Consider the following 20,197-nt stretch of genomic DNA (forward strand, 5'->3'; position numbering starts at 1 on the left):
AATTTTTTAAATTTATGTTCTTTTTATATTGACTTTCAAGAACTTAGTTTTATAATATAAAACAATAGGAGGGTTTACTATGAAAGTAATCCGTTATCAAAATGAAAATAAAGCGTCTGTATTAGCTGCAGTAACTGAACAAAATGAAGTATACAACTTACCATTTCAAAGTTTCTTGGAAATTATTGAACTGGCAAAACAGCAAAGTAAAAAGCCTATCGATATTATTAACGCGGAAATCATTTACTTAGAGCCGGTTGGAGAAAAACTTGAAAATTTAACGCTTCTCGTTCCAATTGAAGCAAAAGAAGTATGGGCATGCGGGGTTACTTATGAAAAAAGCCGTGATGCAAGAAATTATGAAGCAACGGGAGGAAAGCTTGACGCTCAAACGTTTTATGACAAAGTTTATGATGCAGACAGACCGGAAATTTTCTTTAAATCAACAAATGAACGAACAATCGGAACAGATCAACCAGTTTATGTAAGAAGCGATTCCAATTGGCAAATTCCAGAGCCAGAACTTGGGCTCGTTCTTGATGAAAACGGTGACATTATTGGTTATACAATTGGAAATGATATGAGCTGCCGTGATATTGAGGGGGAAAATCCTCTGTATCTGCCTCAGGCGAAAATTTGGAGAAATTCATGTGCAATTGGACCAGCAATTCGCTTAGCAGAAACAGTAGAAGATCCTTACGAGTTCCAAATCATTTGCCGAATTTTCCGTAACGAAGAAAAAGTGTTTGAAGGAACGGCACTGGTTGGACAATTAAAACGGAAACTGAAAGAGCTTACATCTTATTTAGTAAAAGATAATGTTGTCTTTCCAGGCACTGTTCTATTAACAGGTACGTGTATCGTTCCGCCAAATGACTTTACCCTGCAGGATGGTGACCGTATTGAAATTGAAATTCCGGGAATCGGCACATTAAATAATCCAGTTAAAAGTCAGGTAGGAAAGGCAGTTGCACCAAACTAAACGAAAAGCTGTCACACCTTTTAAAGGAGGTTTTAGATGAACACAAACTATAAAACATTAATGATGAAGCCGATTGATAAGGTTGCGGTTGCCTTAACAAAAATTGATAAAGGTACGGTAATAGAAGTAAGGTGTCAAGAAAAACAGTTTACGATTGAACTAAAAAGTACGATTGAGTTTGGTCATAAGTTTGCTGTTGTTCCTATTCAAAAGGGAGAAGATATTTTAAAATATGGTGAAGTAATAGGAGCGGCTTTACAAAATATCGAGGTTGGAGAACATGTTCATGTTCACAACCTTGAAGGAAAACGAGGGCGGGGTGATAAGATTGGCAATGAACAACACACATCAGTTAATGGGGTATAGGCGTCCCGACGGTCAAATCGGAATTCGCAATCACGTTCTTATCTTACCGACAATTACATGCGCCACGCAGACAGCACAGCGCATTACAGAACTAGTAGATGGAACTGTTACATTTATTCATCAGCATGGCTGTGCTCAAGTTGGAATTGATTATGATCAAACATTTAATACGTATGTAGGAATGGGTAAAAATCCTAATGTTTACGGTGTTGTTGTCCTTGGTCTAGGCTGTGAAACTCACCAAGCAAGAAGCGTGGCGGGAGAGCTTCGCAAAACAGGAAAACCGGTGGAAGTTGTGTCAATTCAAGATCACGGCGGCACGCTCCACGCTATTGCAGAAGGGGCAAAAATTGCTGCGAACATGGTACAGGAGGCATCTGCACAAATGCGTGTTCCGTTTGATTTTAGTGAATTAATTATTGGAACAGAGTGCGGCGGTTCAGATGCGTGCTCTGGTCTTTCCGCAAATCCTGCTGTTGGTGCAGTGAGTGATATGATTGTTGATCGGGGCGGAACGGCGATATTAGCAGAAACTACTGAACTAATCGGGGCAGAGCATTTACTCGCAGATCGTGCTGCCAATGACCATGTTTCACAACGTGTGTATGAAGTGATTTCCGCTATGGAAAACCGAGCGATACAAATGGGCGTTGATATTCGCACGGGAAACCCAAGTCCGGGAAACATTAAAGGAGGATTAAGTTCCTTAGAAGAGAAATCACTTGGTGCCGCAACAAAAGCTGGCACAAGAACGCTTCAAGAGCTTGTCAATTATGCGGAATCACCAACAAAAAAAGGACTTGTTTGGATGGATACACCAGGTCATGATATTGAACAGTTAACAGGAATGGTTGCCGGAGGAGCACAAATTGTTCTCTTTACGAGCGGCCGTGGTACACCAACAGGTTCACCAATTGCCCCGGTTATTAAAATATCAACAAATACAGGGATGTTTGAACAGATGTCAGAAAATATGGATTTAAACGCTGGCACAATTATCGAAGGCAAAGAAACGGTTGAAGAAGTTGGAACACGTATTTTAGATGAAATTGCTCTCGTTTCCTCTGGAAAGAAAACAAAATCTGAAATTTTAAAACAGCATGATTTTGGTATTTGGAGAATTGGACCGACATTTTAAAAACAAAAGCGACCATTTATGCCTTGCCTATGTTTTCAAATTACTCTATGAACCTCTTAATATGAAAGGATGTATAAATGATGACAGTAGAAACGTCAGTAAAAACATATCAAAATTATATTAACGGCGAGTGGATGAGTGCTTCTTCAGAAGGAACGTTAAAAAGTATTAGTCCCGCCAATAAAAATGAAATAATTGGTTATTTTCAAAGTTCTTCAAAAGAAGACGTAGATTGTGCTGTCCAATCAGCCAAGGAAGCAAAGAAAACTTGGCGCAAACTTTCAGGAACAGACCGTGGTAATTATTTATATAAAGCTGCTGATCTTTTAGAAAGTCGTGTTGATGAAATTGCGGAAACAATGACGCGAGAAATGGGAAAAACACTTCCAGAAGCAAAAGGTGAAACGATGCGCGGTGTTGCGATTCTTCGCTATTATGCTGGAGAAGGAATGCGCAGTGTCGGCGATGTAATTCCAGCATCTGACAGTGAAGCGTTTATGTATACAACACGCGTTCCAGTAGGAGTGGTTGGTGTAATCACACCTTGGAATTTCCCTGTTGCGATTCCAATTTGGAAAATGGCACCAGCTCTCATTTACGGTAATACAGTTGTACTTAAACCAGCACAAGAAACGGCGATTACAACAACTAAAATAGTGGAATGCTTCCATGAGGCAGGATTTCCGCAAGGCGTGGTAAATTTAGTGAATGGCCGTGGTTCTGTTGTTGGTCAAAGCCTTATTAATCATCCGTCAATCAATGCTCTTACATTTACAGGTTCCAATACAATCGGTAAGCAAGTAGCTGAGGGTGCACTAGCACGCGGAGCAAAATATCAGCTTGAGATGGGCGGTAAAAATCCAATTATCATTGCAAATGATGCAGACGTTGACTTTGCAGTAGAAGCAACGATTAGCGGCGGCCTTCGTTCAACTGGTCAAAAATGTACGGCAACAAGTCGTGTGATTGTTCAAGCGGGTATTTATGAGAAGTTTAAAGCAAAATTAATAGAAGAAGTTAAAAAGATTAAAGTTGGAAATGGACTCAATAGCGATACATGGATGGGGCCATGTGTGAGTGAAGGCCAATTAAACACAGTTCTTTCTTATATTGAAAAAGGAAAACAAGAAGGAGCCGTTCTTCTTCATGGTGGTAAACGTGCTGAAGGATTAGAGGATGGTTTTTATGTAGAGCCGACAATCTTTGAGAACGTACAATCTAAAATGACAATTGGTCAGGAAGAAATTTTTGGTCCAGTACTGGCATTAATAAAAGTAGAAACATTAGAAGAAGCATTTCATCTTGCTAATGATAGTGAGTTTGGATTAAGCGCCTCGATTTACACGCAAAATATCGGTAGTATGATGGACTTTATTGACGAAGTAGAAGCGGGGCTTGTGCGTGTAAATGCTGAAACAGCTGGTGTTGAGCTGCAGGCACCGTTTGGCGGTATGAAAAATTCAAGCTCTCATTCTCGTGAGCAGGGTCAAGCCGCGAAAGAGTTTTTTACATCAACGAAAACAGTGTTTATTAAACGATAACAGCAGGAAAGGGAGGTTAACCGTATACGGTCAACCTCCCTTTTTAGTAGATTGAAAGTGATAGAAAGGTTTGAGTTATGAACTCATTGTTTATCCATATTTAATAATCTTTCCATAGTCCTGCTGATATCTCATAAACAGCATAATAAAGAAGTCTATTAAAACAGCGCGGAAAAAATCATACACTTCATTTGTTCGATAATACTTTATTAAATACCTTCCTTTATTAATATCAGCTATTTTTATTAGATGAAGCAAGGTGCCTTCTTTATCTTCGTGAACTCCAAATTCATAGTCTTCACCTTTAAAAGTGCATTCCATGTGCATATAATCGCTTCGATTACTGCCAATATCGATGTATTCAATCGTAAGTTTTTCTAAAAATTCAATCGGATTTACCAAATGTTCTTTAAATAAATAGACAATTTCACTGCTTTCTTCATTACTTCTAATATTATTCCACCATTCATGTTGTTCTTGCTTTAAAACCTTTAACCTAGATTTCCACAATTGATTTAACCAGCCTTTACCGTTTCCATTGATATAGTCACTCACTTCTGAAAGAGAATGAAAACAACTCATTGGAATTCCCCCTATAAAAGGATTTTGGATGTTCAATTGTCTGTGCGGTTCCCAGTATTTTTATAGGTTAATAGTTATATTATTAGGTCTATCTATTATTTCTCTTCCTTTACACATATTTCCTTTTCTAATAGAAAGCTTTCTTTTTCTTTTGATCAGAAATGTTTGGAGAATTAATGGAAAGTTGATCAAATAAAAAGCATAGTCTGCCGTCTAACACAAAGTTATAAATTTCTGAAACAGGAATGCCTGTCCTATTGCTTAATTGAGATATGTTACTGTTTTGGTTAGGTGGGGTCTCCAAAAAGCAAACACACTTATTAAAAACTTCTTCTGTTTGTATAAGACAGTTAGAGCAGCATTTCAACTTTTCAATAAGTATTAGCTTTCCACAGTAGACACAGTTTGATAACTGATTCATGATTAAACACCTACTATATATAGAAGAATCCTAGCTTAGGTTTGCATTTATACTTTAAAATTATAATGAAATTTGATAAAAAGTGGAAGGGGATCAACTAGAAAATATCTCTATGAATAAATAATGGGATGACCTGTCCAGAACTCTTCAATAAGAGGACTAATTAGAGGTTTCGCTTTCCACTTTCATATCAAAATATGTCTAAAGAAGATGCTTCTATGAGTTTGTTATTCGTTTTCAAGAAAAGAAAACAGCATTATGTAGTATGGGTCAATTGCAAATGAGGAGAAAATTAGAGAAAGGATCATCAGGCCATTTCGAGATTAAATGAAGTGAGGGATTGATAGAATAAATCTTATTATTTGGAGTGTTGGGATTTACACTTTTCTCTCCACAATGATTTATGAATGATTTATGCTGTTCGAGTTTTTTACGGCGGAAATAAGTTTGGTGGAGCAATGATTACCTTAATAGCACTACTTAGTATTATTTGTCCCTATTTAATGTTTAAAGAGAATGTTATCTTTCTAAATAATATAAAAAAGACTCCAATTACGGAGTCTTTTTTTATATTATTTACTTTTGAACGTTAGCAGCTTGAGGGCCGCGAGCACCTTCAACGATTTCAAAAGAAACTGATTGTCCTTCGTCTAAGCTTTTGAAGCCTTCGCCTTGAATTGCAGAGAAGTGTACGAATACATCGTCATTGCCTTCAACTTCGATAAAACCGAAACCTTTTTCTGCGTTAAACCATTTTACTTTACCTTGTAACATAATTGTTCCTCCTGCTGTGCGGGTTTCCACACAAATGTATTATTATCTCTGCTCTACATAATCCTTCAAGACGAAAAACGTTTGTAAACATTTCTTCTATCAAATTTATAACGAACAAAAAATAACTTTCTTCATCATATCAACCTTTTACAAAAATAGCAAGTTTTTTTAGTATCTTTCTCTTTTATTTTTCTAATATTTCTTTTACTCTTCCAATTTGACCATCCTGCAGTCTTACTTTTATCCCATGAGGATGGAAGCTCGATTTTGTTAGGATATCTTTAACAATTCCCTTTGTTAATGTTCCTGTTTTTTGATCTTTTTTCAAGACAATCTTTACAGACGTACCTTGAGAGAGGTCATTGCGCTGTTGTCCGTTCATGTGAATAAAACTCCTTTTTGTTTTAGATAATGTTTATTATAGTATGAAACATAACACAATTCATCTCTCATCATTTCTTTTTATATTGTGTGCTTTAGTAAAAAAGTATAAGATGGACGATAGACATAAAAATAGTAAGTAGAAAAGGTGTGACATATTTGCAAGATTTTTTGAAATTAGGTATTCGACCTCAAATAAGTAAAAAATTAAGTGAGAATGGTATTATTGAACCTTCACCAATCCAAGAAAAAACCATTCCGGTGCTGTTAACAGGAAAAGATGTAATTGCGAAAGCTCAAACCGGAACGGGTAAGACATTAGCATTTACACTGCCAATACTTGAAAAAATAGATTTAGCTAAACCGCATATTCAAGCTCTTATCATTACACCAACCCGAGAATTAGCACTGCAGGTAACAGCGGAAGTAAAGAAGATGATTCCTGAGGAAGAAGAGATAAATGTGCTTGCTGTATACGGCGGGCAAGATGTGGAACAGCAGTTAAGAAAATTAAAGCGTACTATTCATATTGTAATTGGCACGCCAGGAAGGCTGTTAGATCACATACGAAGAGAAACAATCTCCTTCTCTGATGTTTCAGTGCTTGTCCTTGATGAAGCCGATCAAATGCTTCATATCGGCTTTTTAGGTGAAGTAGAAAAAATTATGAGAGAAACACCAGACTCAAGACAGACAATGTTATTTTCCGCGACAATTCCTTCAGAAGTGCGTTCGTTATCAAGACGTTTTATGAAGGAACCCGTTGATATACGTATTAAAGATAAAGAGGTAACGGTTAAGGAGATTAGCCAACTTGTGGTGGAAACAACTGATCGAGCGAAACAAGACACACTATGCTTCCTGATTGATGAATATCGTCCATTTCTTGCGATTATTTTTTGTCGGACGAAGCGAAGAGCAGCTAAGCTGAATGAAGGATTAAAAGAAAGAGGATATCTTTCAGATGAACTTCATGGTGACTTATCACAGGCAAAGCGAGAAGCAGTTATGAAAAAATTTCGTGAGTGTAAAATTCAGCTTTTAGTCGCAACAGATGTAGCAGCACGAGGACTTGATGTAGAAGGAGTCACACATGTGTTTAACTATGATATTCCACATGATGCAGAAAGTTATATTCACCGAATTGGCAGAACGGGAAGAGCGGGAGAAGAAGGCTTAGCGGTAACGCTCGCTGCATCGAAAGATCGTGTGCATGTAACAAATATTGAAAAAGAGATTTCTTTAACAATTGAAAAGAAATCTGTTGAGCTCTCTCGTTCTAGTCATCCAAATTCTTCTAGTCAAAAGATAAAGCAGTACAAACAAAACAGCAGAACGTCCTCTAAGGAAAATGGAAGTGAACAAAAATCTTCTAGAACTAACAAAAAAACTTCCTCAACGCGTAATAGGAATAAAAATAACAGTAATTCAAAATCTAATTCTCGAAATAAAAGATCATAACTAATAGAACTAATAAAAGAGACGTTTTTTTGTTTTTTGAAAAAACGTCTCTTTCCTAGTATTAAATGTATATAGTTACGATACAAGCTTTTCACATTCATCTGCACACTTTCGACATGACTCTGCACATTTTTGACAGTGGTCATGATTGTGTTTCTTACATTCATCTGCGCATTTTTTACAAGCTTCTATACAAAGATTAGCAGTTTCTTTTATAAACGGACTGTTTCGTGAAAGAGATTGTTCTAAGAAAGAGCAAATATCAGCACATTCGCGGTCAAGTCTAATACATTCCGACATTGATTTCACATTTTCCTCGTTTAAACATTCATCATAACAATGATTACAAGCTTCCATACATTCATGCAGTGCTTGAATGACACTGGAATATTTTTCGTGGGCCATTGGTAATCCCCTCCTATTATTTAATTTAGTTAAGAGTTACCCAGTATCATAGTCGATAAAACATACCGCTAACAAAAAAGACTGAATTTTTATGAATATTTAAATCACTTCAATATAATTCACTGTGTTATAAAAGCAGCTTCTATGGTATCTTTTATAATTAGAGAACCTTTTATTTAGGAGGAGAAAATGTTCGAAACAGCAATACCTTACGTTTCTAATGGATCCTATTTTTACATGGTACTTACTTTTCTACTTAGTACTGGAATGATAATGAAGTTTAAACAGTTTGAAAAACATTCACTTATTCAAGAGAACAACTATAGTGAAGTGTCCCGCTTCTTAAAAAAATATGGCGGAAATCAATTATCCCATTTAATACTTTTAAAAGATAAAAAAATATATTGGGCCGAGGAGGGCAAAGTGCTAATAGCTTATAAAAAAATTGCAAATAAGTATGTTGTTTTAGGTGATCCACTCGGTCATGGCACGCATATTAAAAAGGCAATTAAGGAATTTGAAGCGCATTGTCATGAAAAAAAAGTAATCCCAGTGTTTTATCAAGTAAGCACTCGATTTCTACCAGACTACAAGGCGGCCGGCTATCGATTCTTTAAATTAGGAGAAGAGGCAAAAGTAAATCTTGATGTTTTTTCAGTTGCAGGGAAACAGGGGGCAAAATTGCGGACAAGGCGGAATAAATTTGAACGAAACGGCTATCAGTTTAACGTTCTTCACCCACCCTATTCCGAAAAACTGTTAAATGAAATGGCAGAAGTCTCAAACTCGTGGCTAGGAGACCGTAAAGAAAAAGGTTTTTCGGTAAGCTTCTTTCATAAAAATTATGTTTCTCGTTTTCCAACGGCTGTTTTGCGATGTCCTGCGGGAAAACTAATTGCCTTTGCGACGTTACCTAGCGACTATATAAAAGAAAAAGAAACGGTTTCAATTGACCTTATGCGTCAGATTGAAGCAAGTCCTCATGGAACAATGGATGTATTATTTACCTCAATTTTCTTATGGGCTAAAGAGCATAATTATAAGATGTGCAGCTTAGGAATGACGCCGCTAGCAAATGTAGGGGAAAGTAAGAATTCCCGTGCTCCTGAAAAAATGGCCCGGTTTATCTTTTTACACAGCAAGTTTGCTTATAAATTTAAAGGGTTAAAAGAATTTAAAAGCAAATTTGCACATGAGTGGGAAGAGAAATATTTAGCATATAAAAAGGCTTCTTTATCGGTATTAATTATTCAATTAATATTACTAATTCATAACAATCTAGAATATAAAAAAATAGTGACCGATAAAGAGAGTGTAGGTAAAAGAAAAGCAAGTTAATTTCATGATTTGGTTATTGCTAGGAGGCAGTCAATTCCTATGGACAAAATATTTTCGATGTCCACGTGGAATGATTGTCTCTTGTTTTGTTTACATGAAGGTATTTTTTAAAGCATCATATTTTAAGGGGAAAATGAATATTATCCAATAAAAAGTAAGACAATTTAGGATGCGAAATCGATATAAAAAGGAAGAGCGTTATGCATGAAATGGCTTTAATGCAAGATGTGATCGCAGTTGTGGAAGAGGATGCCAAAAGAATGGGTATTAAAAAGGTGAAGAAAATGGAATTGATTGTAGGCGATCTTAGTAATGTGCTCCCAGATGCACTTTTGATGGCATTTAGTATATATAAAGCGGATGGCAGTACGCTGTTAACAAATGATGCACAATTGATTATTAGTAGAGAAAAAGCAAAAGCCCAGTGTAGCAGCTGCAAAGATACTTATGTTCCAGGTTATAAACTATCGATATGTCCAAAGTGTGAAAAGCCAAATGGTGAATTGATAGAAGGAGAAACATTTGCGGTGTATTCCTACGAAGGGAGTTGAATGGATGAAACGAACGTTAAATAAAGACGTGTTGTCTGATAACAACCAATCTGCTGCATTTAATAGAGAGACATTTAAAAAAAGTAACACACTTGTTATTAATTTGATGAGTTCACCTGGTGCGGGGAAGACGACATTGCTTGAGAAGACGGTGAAGATGTTATCAAAACATTATCGAATTGCTGTCATTGAAGGTGATCTCGCTACTGAAAATGATGCTGAGCGTATTCGTGCTTGCGGTGCAAAAGCAGAACAAATTAATACAAACGGTGGTTGTCATCTTGATGCACGAATGATTGCTAAAGTCTTGCCTAAATTTCAGATTAATGATATTGATATTTTATTTATTGAAAATGTGGGTAATCTTGTTTGTCCATCCGGTTATGATCTTGGACAGCAGCATAAAGTAGCATTATTAAGCATCCCAGAAGGAAATGATAAAATTCCGAAATACCCTGTCATGTTCCGACGTACAGAACTAGCTCTTTTAAATAAAGTCGATTTACTTCCATATATTGATTTTAATGTAGAAACGGCTGAAGCAGACTTAAAAGCGATCAATCCTAACTCGCGGCTTGTAAAGGTTTCTGCTCATACAGGAGAAGGAATGCAGGAATGGTTCAATTGGATAAAAGGTGCCTATCAAGCATGGATAAAGCATTAAATATCTCATTAACCGGCCGAGTGCAGGGGGTTGGATTTCGACCATTTGTGTCTCAGGTGGCAAAAAAATGTAACATTACCGGAACGGTTCAAAATAATATGGATGGGGTTAAAATTCATGCAGAAGGAACAGAAGAATCGCTAAATTACTTTCTTCAAATATTAAGCAATTCTTCTCCTCGTTTAGCAAGAGTGGATCAAGTTTCTGTAAAAGAAGTCTCTTTAAAAGAGATTGCAGCATTTTCAATTATTCCAAGTGAAAAAGGCGGTTCATCCTCATTAGTAATTCCAGTAGATTCTGCGGTTTGCAGGGACTGTCTAAAAGAAATGAATGATCCTAAAAATGTTCGCTATCGTTATCCTTTTATTAACTGTACACAATGCGGCCCGCGCTATACGATTATTCATGAACTGCCTTATGATCGTTCTGCTACATCTATGAAGTCCTTTACGATGTGTAAAGTATGTCAAGCGGAATATGAAGACCCAAATAATCGCCGCCATCATGCTCAACCGATTGCTTGTCCAAAATGTGGACCGCATGTATTTTTACAATCCATTACAGGCGAAAAAATAGCTGAACAACATGATGCAATTGAGAAAGTGAAAGAGCTTTTCAATAATGGCACGATTATTGCTGTAAAAGGTCTTGGTGGATACCATCTTGCTTGTGATGCATCAAATCATGAAGCAATAAGTCGGTTACGCCGCCGTAAAAACCGTCCGTATCGACCGTTTGCGGTGATGGCATCATCCATTGAAGTGATTCAATCTGTTTGTCACTTATCACCATTAGAAGAAAAAGCGTTACAATCACCTGAAGCGCCGATTGTCGTATTAAGAAAACGTAGAGAATACTTTCTGCCATCATCACTTTCACCTGGTTTAAAGTCACTTGGAGTAATGCTTCCCTATACCCCGCTTCATACTCTTCTTTTTGAAGAAGAGGGGATCCCTTTTCTTATAATGACGAGTGCGAACCGTACAGGAATGCCGATTTTATATAAGGATGAAGAAGCATTTTCTTCTTTACAAGGCATTGCTGATTATATTCTTACCCACAATCGGAGCATTTTACATCCTCTTGATGATTCTGTTGTGCAAATTAATAATGGTGCGATTACATTTTTACGGCGTTCTAGAGGCTATGTACCAGATCCTCTCCAAACAACTCACCTAGTGCATCATACAGCAGCATTAGGCGGACAGCAGAAAAATACATTTGCAATTGGTAGACATCAGCAAATTTTTTTAGGTCCTCATATTGGTGATTTAACAAACATAGAAGTAATTGAACATTCCAAACGGGAATATTCGCACCTTGAAAAATGGATTGGAGCGTCTAACGAAGTAACAGTGATAGATATGCACCCTCAGTATACAACAGCCATGCTTGTAAAAAAAATGAAAGGAGAAGTTGTAACTGTACAGCATCATCATGCCCATATGGTGTCCTGCATGGAAGACAATCATCTGTCAGACCCTTGTTTTGGACTAATTCTTGATGGAACAGGATATGGAGAGGACGGGAATATATGGGGGTTTGAAGTGCTGTATGGTGATGCTTCCTCTTTTCGAAGATTAGGGCATTTAAGATATACACCTTTACCAGGTGGCGAAGCAGCTGTAAAAGAACCGTGGCGCACTGCGGTTGGCATGCTTATTCATTATTTCGGAATAGAAGGAGAAAATCTAGCAAAACAGCTGTTTCCAAATCGAGTGTACGAAATTGGGATTATTGCAATGATGGTGAAAAAAGAAATGAACAGCCCTTTAGCGGGGACATGCGGCAGGCTGTTTGACGCCGTTAGCGCCATATTAGGTATTTGTATGGAAGCAACATATGACGGGGAGCCTGCGATTCGTTTATCTGAATATATGACAGATGCTGTATCAAATGATGAACACTATCCTTTTTATCTTTTAAAAAATCGAGAAATCATCATTGATGCTTCTGAAATGATCCGATGTATTATTGATGATTACTTGAACGCTCGACCGCTTCCACAAATTGTTCAAACCTTTCATCAAACGATCGTAAAAGTATGTGTGGATACATTATTATTAATCGTTGATCGTTTTCCAAGTTTTAATCGAAAAGTAATGCTTTCAGGCGGGTGTTTTCATAACGCATTTCTAGTGAGTGAGATTACAAAAGCGCTGCAGAAATTCACCTTTGACGTTTATACACACCAGCGTGTTCCGTGTAGTGACGGCGGGATTGCACTTGGTCAGTTAATCATTGCAGCGAATCGTAAAGGAGAATAATTATGTGTGTAGGTGTTCCTGCAAAAGTCATTGAAACAGAAGAACGTAAAGCTCTTGTTGATGTGCTGGGCTCAAAAATGAACGTAGGTATTCTATTTGTTCCAGAAGTAAAGGTAGGAGACTATGTTATTATTCATGCTGGACAGGCGCTGACAGTTGTGGATGAGGAATTTGCTAAGTTAAGTATTGAAGAATGGAGGAAGATGATTGATGCAGCAAATTCTTAAAGAGTTTTCAAACCCTGTATTAAGTAAAAAGATGATGAATGAAGTAATCAATCTTGCTAAGCGATATAAAGAGAAAACAGGAGTTCGCCCGGCATTCATGGAAGTATGCGGTTCGCACACGATGGCATTTGCCAAAACTGGAATAAAAAAAATACTTAACGAACATGTTAAATTAATTTCTGGTCCCGGGTGTCCGGTATGTGTAACGGATCAAAAGTCGATTGATGCCATGATTCAATTAACAGAAGGAGAAAACCGGATTATTTGTACATTTGGAGATATGATGAGAGTACCCGGCACAATGAATACGTTAATGGGTGCAAAAACAGAGGGAAAAGATATCCGTGTTGTTTATTCCCCATTAGATGCAGTTCGTATCGCAGAAGAGCATCCAGATAAAGAGGTTATTTTTTTAGGGATTGGGTTTGAAACGACTATTCCAGTGCTTGGAGCAGCCATAAAACAGGCAGATGAAAAAGGGATTACCAATTTTTCGATGTGGACGACAACAAAATTAGTGGAGCCTGCACTAAGAGCGCTGCTGGAAGCAGGAGAGATTCAAATAGACGGTTTTTTACTTCCCGGACATGTTTCCATTGTGATTGGGAAAAGAAGTTATCAATTTCTTGAAAATGAGTACGAGGTGCCGGGAGTAATTAGCGGATTTAAATCTATGGAACTATTAGGCGGCATATATAAGCTATTAACGATGCTGCTGATAGAAAAAGCCGAGATTATTAATGATTATAAGCGGGTTGTCACAGATGATGGAAACAAAGCTGCCGTTCATATAATGGAAAGGTATTTTGAACCATGTCATGAAGCGTGGCGTGGGATTGGAGTAATAGAAAATAGTGGGATGGATATAAAAAGTGAATTTGCCCATTTAAATGCAAAGAAAAAATTTCAAGTAAACGAACAACAGCCTCGTAAAACAAAATGCCGGTGCGGAGATATTATTCGCGGACTTATTTCACCGGAAGAATGCGTATTGTTTGGAAAAGCGTGTCATCCCCTTAACCCGATTGGACCATGCATGGTTTCTTCGGAAGGAAGTTGTGCAGCACATTATCAGTACATGCGGGAGGGGGAGTTATTTGAATGAAACGTATTAATTTAGCGCATGGAGATGGGGGAGAACTTACTCAGCAGTTAATTCATGATGTATTTGTTAAGGAATTCGGGCATGAACAGCATGCTGTAATGGATGCTGCAGCAGTTTCGTTAAACTGCCAAGACATTTCGGTCTCAACGGATAGTTTTGTTGTAAACCCATTGTTTTTTCCTGGGGGGAATATCGGTAAATTAGCAGTATCAGGAACGGTTAATGATCTTGCTGTTAGTGGTGCTGTTCCTAAATTTTTAACGGTAAGTTTTATTATTGAGGAAGGGTTTTTAATAAGTGACTTAAAAATGATTGTAGGTGCGATGGCTGAAGAAGCGAAAAAAGCAGATGTTCAAATTGTTTCAGGTGATACAAAAGTAGTTGAAAAAAACAGTGCAGATGGACTGTATATTAATACAACGGGAATTGGAATGCTTTCAAATAAACAATGTGTTAATCCAAATACAATACAAGAAGGAGATGTCATTATTGTAAGCGGATCGATTGGTGATCATGGAATAGCGATTTTAGCAGCACGAAATGAACTTGGATTAATCACGAATATACAAAGTGACTGCGCTTCACTTAATCATATGACAAACGCTGTTTTTAACGCTGCACACAGTGTGCGGATCATGCGTGATCCAACACGCGGAGGGTTAGCAACAACACTTGTGGAAATTTGTGAAGACTTTCAAGTTACAATGGAAATTGAGGAAAGTGCATTACCAATTCATCATGAAGTACGCGGAGCATGTGACATCCTTGGTTTTGAGCCTCTGTATTTAGCGAACGAAGGAAAGATTATCATGATTTGTGCAAAAGAAGAGGAACATATGATTTTAGACATCTTAAGAAACTTTCATGAAGGGCAAGAGGCGCAAGTGATTGGATATGTTACAAAAAAAGAAAAAGGGCAGTTGCTGTTAAAAACACCGCTCGGCTCTACCCGCCGTTTAAACCGATTATCAGGAATGATGCTGCCAAGAATTTGTTAAAGAACGCATCCTGTTGTAGGGTGCGTTCTTAAAATTAGAATAGAATTCTCTTACACTGAATATAGATGACATCGTGAGGAGGCTCTAGAAGATGAATATACCATTCATAACGATGCAGATTCACAACCTATTTTTAGGGATAGCCAATGATATGCGTTTATTGTATGAATGTCAAGATATGTTTACAAAGAATTTTCTTTTACGTCAGCTGCAAGATAAAACTTCGCATCTGCAGTTTTTAACACGTTTACTTATAAATGAGAGATATTTTCTGAATATGTCGAGAGTTCCTTTGCAAGGAATCCGGCCAGATATCCCTTCAACCGGATATCCGCTTGTAATGATTCCGAATGAGGGAACATTTACAAAAGAAGAATTGGGGAAATATACAGGGGAAAATGGTATGCCTGCTTATGTAGCTGTAAATGGTGTTGTTTATGACGTTACAAACCATCGTGCGTGGGCAGCGGCAACACATTTCGGTTTAAAAGCTGGGAACGATTATACAAATGACTTTGCTTCATGTCATGCTGGTCAGCAAATGATTTTAAATCAATTAATACCAGTCGGGAGGTTAAAAGGTTGAATAAAAATGACATCTTACCCCCTGAATCGATGACAAACCAAGCTATTACTTATAGGCTTTTTCATAAAACAAAAGAGGGCATTAATAGAGGAAGGATCAAAAAAATTAATCTTATTTGGCTTGAATTAAACGGGTGCTCAGGAAATATTATTTCTTTAATGAATGGCACAAATCCTGATTTAGAATACATGATTACATCAATGGTTAATCTTGTCTACAGTAACAGTCTCATGACGGCAGAAGGAGATAAAGCAATTGAAAAACTATCAAATGTTTTGAATGAAGGAGAAGAATTTATCCTTGCTGTAGAAGGAGCGGTCGCTCTTAAAAATAACGGCCTTTACAATGTCATTGGAAGATGGAATGGTGAGCCGTTAACAGGACTAAAAGCAGCTAAAATGCTTGGTGAAAAAGCAAAGTATGTCATCGCAATTGGTGCATGTGCAGCACATGGAGGTGTGTCGGCAGCAAAGCCAAATCCTTCTCAATCAGTAGGGCTGCAGAGTGTACTTGAGAGAAAGGTAATTAAGCTGCCTGGCTGCCCTTGCCATCCTGATTGGTTTTTAGGAACACTTGCTCACTTACTGTTGTATGGAGAACCAGAGTTGGATCAAAGAGAACGACCAAAGCTGTTCTACAGCACATTAATTCACGACAGATGTCCGAGAAGACCATACTTTGACCGTGGTATTTTTGCAAAAAAATTAGGTGATAAAGAATGCTTGTTTAAACTCGGCTGTAGAGGACCTGTCACACGAATTGATTGCCCGACACGCGAATGGGATGGCTATGTAAACTGGCCGATTGGAGCTGGTACACCATGTATAGGATGTGCGCAATTTGGCTTTCCTGATCAGATGGCACCGTTTATTAGCTATGATACAACAGGTGGTGAATAAATGAAAAAACGTATTATTATGAATCCAGTCACTCGAATTAGCGGTTTTATGGAAGTAGATGTTTTAATAGAGAATCATGTTGTAGTGGAGGCGAAAACAAAAGGATCATTTTTCAGAGGATTTGAACAAATGCTTGTCGGTAGAAGTCCATTCGATTCCATTTATTTTACCCAGCGCATTTGCGGGATTTGTTCAGCAGCCCATTCAATGGCGGCTTCACTTGCTCTTGAAGATGCCTTAAACATTCTCCCAACTGAACAAGGCAGGTATTTACGCGATATTATTCACTGCTGCGAATTCCTGCAAAATCACCTTAGACATTTTTATCAATATACTATCCCTGATTATGTAAAACTCCCTAATATCAGCCCGCTTGAAGCAAATGAAAATATTGACTTTAGGCTTCCGAAAAAAATTAATAATCGAATTTCAAAACATTATTTTGAATCACTTGAATTAAGCCGTTTGGCTCATCAAATGCTTGCGGTATTAGGCGGAAAAGCACCACATAACCACGGTGTTTTTGTAGGGGGAATTACGACACAGGCGACCACTGATAAAATAATAAAGATGAAGTCAATCTTAAACAAAATTAGTGATTTTATCGAACAAAAAACGCTTCCTGATGCTTATTCAATTGCTGAGTATTATCAAGATTATTTTCAAATGGGCGGCGGATATAGAAATCTATTAAGTTATGGAAGTTTTAATAATTATAGAGAGCTAGGAACGCTGTATGTTGATGCACTCATTTATCAAAACGGCAAATTGGATAAATTTGATCCAAATTTTCTTACAGAAACTATTGATTATGCATGGTATGAAGGGAAAGACACGTATAAACCTGAGGAAGATATATCAAAGCCGAATATGGACAAAGAAAAAGCCTATTCATGGGTGAAAGCACCGCGTTATAATGGATTACCATATGAAGTAGGACCTTTGGCAAGACTTTGGCTAAACGGTGAATATCAAAACGGCATTTCAGCAATGGATCGAGATCTTGCAAGGGTATTAGAAGCAAAAAAGATTGCAGAAGTAATGGGAGTTCTGCTTGATCAGGTAATTCCAGGAACATCTGTTCAAGAAAAATACAGTATTCCTGAGAATGAACAAGGCAGGGGATTAGTCGATACAACAAGAGGAGCTCTCGGCCACTGGGTGAAAATCGAAAATAAAACAATTTCGTTTTATCAAGTTATCACACCATCTGCATGGGATTTTTCTACGAGAGATGAGCACTATTTAGGTACAGCTGAACAAGCATTAATCGGCACAGCGATACAAGATCCTGATAACCCAGTAGAGCTAGGAAGAATATTGCGTTCTTTTGATCCGTGTATGTCATGTGCGACACACGTCTATCGACCAGGGAAAGAGCCAAAAACGATAAAGGTGATGTAAGATGGATAGTATAATTGTTTTAGGAATTGGTAATCAGCTGATGATGGATGATGGAATAGGCATATACATTGTTGAAAAGTTGAAAAAGCAAAATAAAGATAACAGAATTCAATATGTGATTGGTGAATCCGATATCGATTATTGCCTTAATGTGATAGAGAAGGCTGAGTTTATTATTATTGTCGATGCAGCAATTTCAGGGAAAACTCCAGGAGAAATAACAGTTTTTCCATTACATGCCCTTACATATCAAGAGGAGCTCGGTTTTTCTTCTCACAATCTACATTTTTTAAATTTGATATGTCATTCAAATAAAAGATATAAAGGCATTATAATTGGTATTGAACCACATGAAGTTAACTTTCATTTTGGACTTAGTCATTTATTAGATAAAAGGTTCTCAGCTATTACAAAAAAAGTTAATCAAATTATTAATAAACATGTAATAGGGAGGTAATTGCTAATCTAACCTCCTTTTGTTCATTAATAAAGCTATACTACCGCAGCTTTTTTATCTATTAGCTCGTAACTTCCATAGATTTTTATGATAGACTCATATATAATAAATATAATTCTTCCTTTAATGGACAAAGGATTTTGGTGATAACGATGTTAAGATACCTTTTTCTTGCTGTGATTGCGCTTTATTTAACAGCAATCTTATTTCCACAACTAAATATAAATCTTATAATTTCAATCCTTTGTATGACAATTGTTGCTTCAACATTATTTTTTGTAAAGCGATTTGTACGTGTATTTGGATTGATTTTTTTAACTCTTGGAATCATTATGCTTGTAAATAGCGAAGCAGGGGTAAAAGAGTACATCATATCATTTGGACCTATGTTAAATCTACTTAGCTTATTTGCGCTTATTCCAATATTAGCGCTGCCAATTAAGTTAGGTCATTATGCAGATGGTATACAAAATGCAATACGCCAAAAAGTTAAAACATCTGGGCAGCTGTATATGATGACATCAGGGATCTCCTATTTCTTAAGCTGTTTTATGAACCTCGCAACATTACCGATGACCTATTATTCTATTAAACCGTCTGTTGGTTTGTTTCCGTTAAAGAATAAAGAGCGATTTATGAGCCGGGCAGTTACACATGGATTTGCAATGCCGCTGCTTTGGGCACCAGTAACACCCATTGTCGGAATTGTGATTGAAATGACAGGGGTCAGCTGGGGAGCCATGCTGCCTTATTTAATCCCTCTAAGTGTTCTTGGTCTTTGTATTGATTGGATAATGGGTGTGGTGATTTCAGCAAGACGACCAGATCGTTATAATAAAGCATTCGCAGGAAATGAAACAGCAGCAGCACTTGATACACACGAAAATAAAGGAAGCTATAGCAAGCTGCTTCATATTTTAGGTGCGATTTTTCTTTTTAATGTAACCATCTCTTTTATAGAAAAACAATTTCAGTTAAGCTTTCTCGTGCTTGTGACGTTATTAGTGATCCCATTTGCATTTCTATGGTGCTTGTTTCTTGGAGAAAGTAAAGGATTTGCTTTAGGTTTAAAGGAGCATTTTCAAACACATTTATTCAAAATGAAAGATCAATTTTTTATTTTTTTGTCAGCAGGATTCTTTATTTCTGCAGTAAACTATTCTAAAACTGATCAATTATTTAATGGTTGGATTACAAGCATTAAAGATTTTATTGGTATTGAAATTTTTATTGTTATACTGCCGCTTGTGCCCCTTGCCTTAGCATTTACAGGTTTGCATCCGGCAGTGGGACTAGCTTTAATGGCAGAAGCGCTTGATCCTGCGTCATTAAATATAGCACCAGAAATATTAACGGTATCGATGCTTGGCGGTGCTGTCTCTGCTCTATTAATGGGACCTTATAATGCAACAATAGGGTTAATGGCAAACATTGTAAAAGATAATCCGTTTAAAGTATCGAACTGGAATGCACCATTTACGTTTACGTATATAGGGCTGCTAATGGTATTTTTAGTTGTATTACAAATTATAAATTTATAAAATACATCTCCTGTCTTAACGCTGAACAGGAGATGTATTTTTAGATGTCAAAATTAGTTTTTTTGTTTGGAGGTTTGTCATTAATAATAGATTTTTGTAAAAAAATAGC

Annotated in this window: 21 protein-coding genes; 17 read left to right on the forward strand and 4 right to left on the reverse strand. The window is 37.1% G+C overall.

Annotation, left to right across the window (positions count from 1 at the left end; genetic code table 11):
* Positions 1 to 79: 79 nt before the first annotated feature.
* The 4 genes from DS031_RS02865 (at position 80) to gucD (ending at position 4,027) form a co-directional block, all read left to right on the forward strand.
* The gene (locus tag DS031_RS02865) at positions 80 to 982 is read left to right on the forward strand and encodes a fumarylacetoacetate hydrolase family protein (protein ID WP_113804430.1); all 903 of its coding nucleotides are present in this window, start codon (positions 80 to 82) and stop codon (positions 980 to 982) included.
* Positions 983 to 1,018: 36 nt separating this feature from the next.
* Complete coding sequence (locus DS031_RS02870; RefSeq protein ID WP_113804431.1) at positions 1,019 to 1,348, forward strand: UxaA family hydrolase; 330 nt, start codon at positions 1,019 to 1,021, stop codon at positions 1,346 to 1,348.
* The gene (locus DS031_RS02875; RefSeq protein WP_113804432.1) at positions 1,317 to 2,486 is read left to right on the forward strand and encodes a UxaA family hydrolase; all 1,170 of its coding nucleotides are present in this window, start codon (positions 1,317 to 1,319) and stop codon (positions 2,484 to 2,486) included. The genes DS031_RS02870 and DS031_RS02875 overlap by 32 nt, the downstream gene beginning before the upstream one ends.
* 80 nt (positions 2,487 to 2,566) lie before the next feature.
* Entirely contained in the window at positions 2,567 to 4,027 is a 1,461-nt protein-coding gene (gene gucD, locus DS031_RS02880) for an alpha-ketoglutaric semialdehyde dehydrogenase GucD (protein WP_113804433.1), read from the forward strand.
* A gap of 90 nt (positions 4,028 to 4,117) precedes the next feature.
* Here the strand turns inward: gucD and DS031_RS02885 are convergent, their stop codons facing one another.
* From DS031_RS02885 to DS031_RS02895, 3 genes are all read right to left on the reverse strand, one after another.
* Positions 4,118 to 4,609 (reverse strand): hypothetical protein, encoded by a 492-nt coding sequence (locus DS031_RS02885; RefSeq protein ID WP_113804434.1) that lies wholly within the window; start codon positions 4,607 to 4,609, stop codon positions 4,118 to 4,120.
* Positions 4,610 to 5,606: 997 nt separating this feature from the next.
* The gene (gene cspD / locus DS031_RS02890) at positions 5,607 to 5,804 is read right to left on the reverse strand and encodes a cold-shock protein CspD (protein ID WP_113804435.1); all 198 of its coding nucleotides are present in this window, start codon (positions 5,802 to 5,804) and stop codon (positions 5,607 to 5,609) included.
* Positions 5,805 to 5,988: 184 nt separating this feature from the next.
* The gene (locus tag DS031_RS02895; protein WP_113804436.1) at positions 5,989 to 6,186 is read right to left on the reverse strand and encodes a YwbE family protein; all 198 of its coding nucleotides are present in this window, start codon (positions 6,184 to 6,186) and stop codon (positions 5,989 to 5,991) included.
* Positions 6,187 to 6,335: 149 nt separating this feature from the next.
* On the opposite strand from DS031_RS02895, the gene DS031_RS02900 reads away from it, so the two are divergent.
* On the forward strand, positions 6,336 to 7,646 hold the full coding sequence (locus tag DS031_RS02900; protein ID WP_220182066.1) for a DEAD/DEAH box helicase: 1,311 nt from the start codon (positions 6,336 to 6,338) through the stop codon (positions 7,644 to 7,646).
* A gap of 75 nt (positions 7,647 to 7,721) precedes the next feature.
* Here the strand turns inward: DS031_RS02900 and DS031_RS02905 are convergent, their stop codons facing one another.
* Positions 7,722 to 8,051, reverse strand: coding sequence for a four-helix bundle copper-binding protein (locus DS031_RS02905; RefSeq protein ID WP_113804438.1), 330 nt, complete (start codon positions 8,049 to 8,051; stop codon positions 7,722 to 7,724).
* Between the two features lie 189 nt (positions 8,052 to 8,240).
* On the opposite strand from DS031_RS02905, the gene DS031_RS02910 reads away from it, so the two are divergent.
* From DS031_RS02910 to DS031_RS02965, 12 genes are all read left to right on the forward strand, one after another.
* Positions 8,241 to 9,389: a phosphatidylglycerol lysyltransferase domain-containing protein gene (locus tag DS031_RS02910; RefSeq protein WP_113804439.1), complete on the forward strand. Its 1,149-nt coding sequence runs from the start codon at positions 8,241 to 8,243 to the stop codon at positions 9,387 to 9,389.
* A 200-nt stretch (positions 9,390 to 9,589) separates the two neighbouring features.
* Complete coding sequence (locus DS031_RS02915; protein WP_113804440.1) at positions 9,590 to 9,940, forward strand: hydrogenase maturation nickel metallochaperone HypA/HybF; 351 nt, start codon at positions 9,590 to 9,592, stop codon at positions 9,938 to 9,940.
* A gap of 4 nt (positions 9,941 to 9,944) precedes the next feature.
* Positions 9,945 to 10,604, forward strand: a complete 660-nt coding sequence (hypB, locus tag DS031_RS02920) for a hydrogenase nickel incorporation protein HypB (protein WP_113804441.1) — start codon at positions 9,945 to 9,947, stop codon at positions 10,602 to 10,604.
* Positions 10,589 to 12,871, forward strand: coding sequence for a carbamoyltransferase HypF (gene hypF / locus DS031_RS02925; RefSeq protein ID WP_113804442.1), 2,283 nt, complete (start codon positions 10,589 to 10,591; stop codon positions 12,869 to 12,871). Before hypB ends, hypF begins: the two co-directional genes overlap by 16 nt.
* A 2-nt stretch (positions 12,872 to 12,873) precedes the next feature.
* Positions 12,874 to 13,098, forward strand: a complete 225-nt coding sequence (locus DS031_RS02930) for a HypC/HybG/HupF family hydrogenase formation chaperone (protein ID WP_113804443.1) — start codon at positions 12,874 to 12,876, stop codon at positions 13,096 to 13,098.
* Positions 13,082 to 14,203 carry a hydrogenase formation protein HypD gene (hypD, locus tag DS031_RS02935; protein ID WP_113804444.1) on the forward strand — a complete coding sequence of 374 codons (1,122 nt, stop codon included), beginning with the start codon at positions 13,082 to 13,084 and terminating at the stop codon, positions 14,201 to 14,203. The genes DS031_RS02930 and hypD overlap by 17 nt, the downstream gene beginning before the upstream one ends.
* A complete protein-coding gene (hypE, locus tag DS031_RS02940) occupies positions 14,200 to 15,201 on the forward strand; it encodes a hydrogenase expression/formation protein HypE (protein WP_113804445.1) in 1,002 nt (333 codons plus the stop codon). The genes hypD and hypE overlap by 4 nt, the downstream gene beginning before the upstream one ends.
* 91 nt (positions 15,202 to 15,292) lie before the next feature.
* Positions 15,293 to 15,787, forward strand: coding sequence for a cytochrome b5 domain-containing protein (locus DS031_RS02945; protein ID WP_113804446.1), 495 nt, complete (start codon positions 15,293 to 15,295; stop codon positions 15,785 to 15,787).
* On the forward strand, positions 15,784 to 16,686 hold the full coding sequence (locus DS031_RS02950) for a hydrogenase small subunit (protein WP_245947171.1): 903 nt from the start codon (positions 15,784 to 15,786) through the stop codon (positions 16,684 to 16,686). The genes DS031_RS02945 and DS031_RS02950 overlap by 4 nt, the downstream gene beginning before the upstream one ends.
* On the forward strand, positions 16,687 to 18,090 hold the full coding sequence (locus DS031_RS02955; protein WP_113804447.1) for a nickel-dependent hydrogenase large subunit: 1,404 nt from the start codon (positions 16,687 to 16,689) through the stop codon (positions 18,088 to 18,090).
* A 1-nt stretch (position 18,091) separates the two neighbouring features.
* Complete coding sequence (locus DS031_RS02960; RefSeq protein ID WP_113804448.1) at positions 18,092 to 18,547, forward strand: hydrogenase maturation protease; 456 nt, start codon at positions 18,092 to 18,094, stop codon at positions 18,545 to 18,547.
* 152 nt (positions 18,548 to 18,699) lie between these two features.
* The gene (locus DS031_RS02965) at positions 18,700 to 20,088 is read left to right on the forward strand and encodes a hypothetical protein (RefSeq protein ID WP_113804449.1); all 1,389 of its coding nucleotides are present in this window, start codon (positions 18,700 to 18,702) and stop codon (positions 20,086 to 20,088) included.
* Positions 20,089 to 20,197: the final 109 nt, after the last annotated feature.

Source organism: Bacillus taeanensis (assembly GCF_003318295.1).
Classification (GTDB): domain Bacteria; phylum Bacillota; class Bacilli; order Bacillales; family UBA6769; genus Maribacillus; species Maribacillus taeanensis.

Excerpts from the sequence above, each read along its gene's own strand:
- DS031_RS02930 (WP_113804443.1), top strand. The coding sequence starts at position 12,874 with ATGTGTGTAGGTGTTCCTGCAAAAGTCATTGAAACAGAAGAACGTAAA.
- hypB (WP_113804441.1), top strand. The coding sequence starts at position 9,945 with ATGAAACGAACGTTAAATAAAGACGTGTTGTCTGATAACAACCAATCT.
- gucD (WP_113804433.1), top strand. The coding sequence starts at position 2,567 with ATGACAGTAGAAACGTCAGTAAAAACATATCAAAATTATATTAACGGC.
- DS031_RS02955 (WP_113804447.1), top strand. The coding sequence starts at position 16,687 with ATGAAAAAACGTATTATTATGAATCCAGTCACTCGAATTAGCGGTTTT.
- DS031_RS02870 (WP_113804431.1), top strand. The coding sequence starts at position 1,019 with ATGAACACAAACTATAAAACATTAATGATGAAGCCGATTGATAAGGTT.
- DS031_RS02885 (WP_113804434.1), bottom strand. The coding sequence starts at position 4,609 with ATGAGTTGTTTTCATTCTCTTTCAGAAGTGAGTGACTATATCAATGGA.
- DS031_RS02965 (WP_113804449.1), top strand. The coding sequence starts at position 18,700 with ATGTTAAGATACCTTTTTCTTGCTGTGATTGCGCTTTATTTAACAGCA.
- DS031_RS02865 (WP_113804430.1), top strand. The coding sequence starts at position 80 with ATGAAAGTAATCCGTTATCAAAATGAAAATAAAGCGTCTGTATTAGCT.
- DS031_RS02960 (WP_113804448.1), top strand. The coding sequence starts at position 18,092 with ATGGATAGTATAATTGTTTTAGGAATTGGTAATCAGCTGATGATGGAT.
- cspD (WP_113804435.1), bottom strand. The coding sequence starts at position 5,804 with ATGTTACAAGGTAAAGTAAAATGGTTTAACGCAGAAAAAGGTTTCGGT.
- DS031_RS02945 (WP_113804446.1), top strand. The coding sequence starts at position 15,293 with ATGAATATACCATTCATAACGATGCAGATTCACAACCTATTTTTAGGG.
- hypD (WP_113804444.1), top strand. The coding sequence starts at position 13,082 with ATGCAGCAAATTCTTAAAGAGTTTTCAAACCCTGTATTAAGTAAAAAG.
- DS031_RS02895 (WP_113804436.1), bottom strand. The coding sequence starts at position 6,186 with ATGAACGGACAACAGCGCAATGACCTCTCTCAAGGTACGTCTGTAAAG.
- DS031_RS02910 (WP_113804439.1), top strand. The coding sequence starts at position 8,241 with ATGTTCGAAACAGCAATACCTTACGTTTCTAATGGATCCTATTTTTAC.
- hypF (WP_113804442.1), top strand. The coding sequence starts at position 10,589 with ATGGATAAAGCATTAAATATCTCATTAACCGGCCGAGTGCAGGGGGTT.
- DS031_RS02905 (WP_113804438.1), bottom strand. The coding sequence starts at position 8,051 with ATGGCCCACGAAAAATATTCCAGTGTCATTCAAGCACTGCATGAATGT.
- DS031_RS02875 (WP_113804432.1), top strand. The coding sequence starts at position 1,317 with ATGAACAACACACATCAGTTAATGGGGTATAGGCGTCCCGACGGTCAA.
- hypE (WP_113804445.1), top strand. The coding sequence starts at position 14,200 with ATGAAACGTATTAATTTAGCGCATGGAGATGGGGGAGAACTTACTCAG.
- DS031_RS02915 (WP_113804440.1), top strand. The coding sequence starts at position 9,590 with ATGCATGAAATGGCTTTAATGCAAGATGTGATCGCAGTTGTGGAAGAG.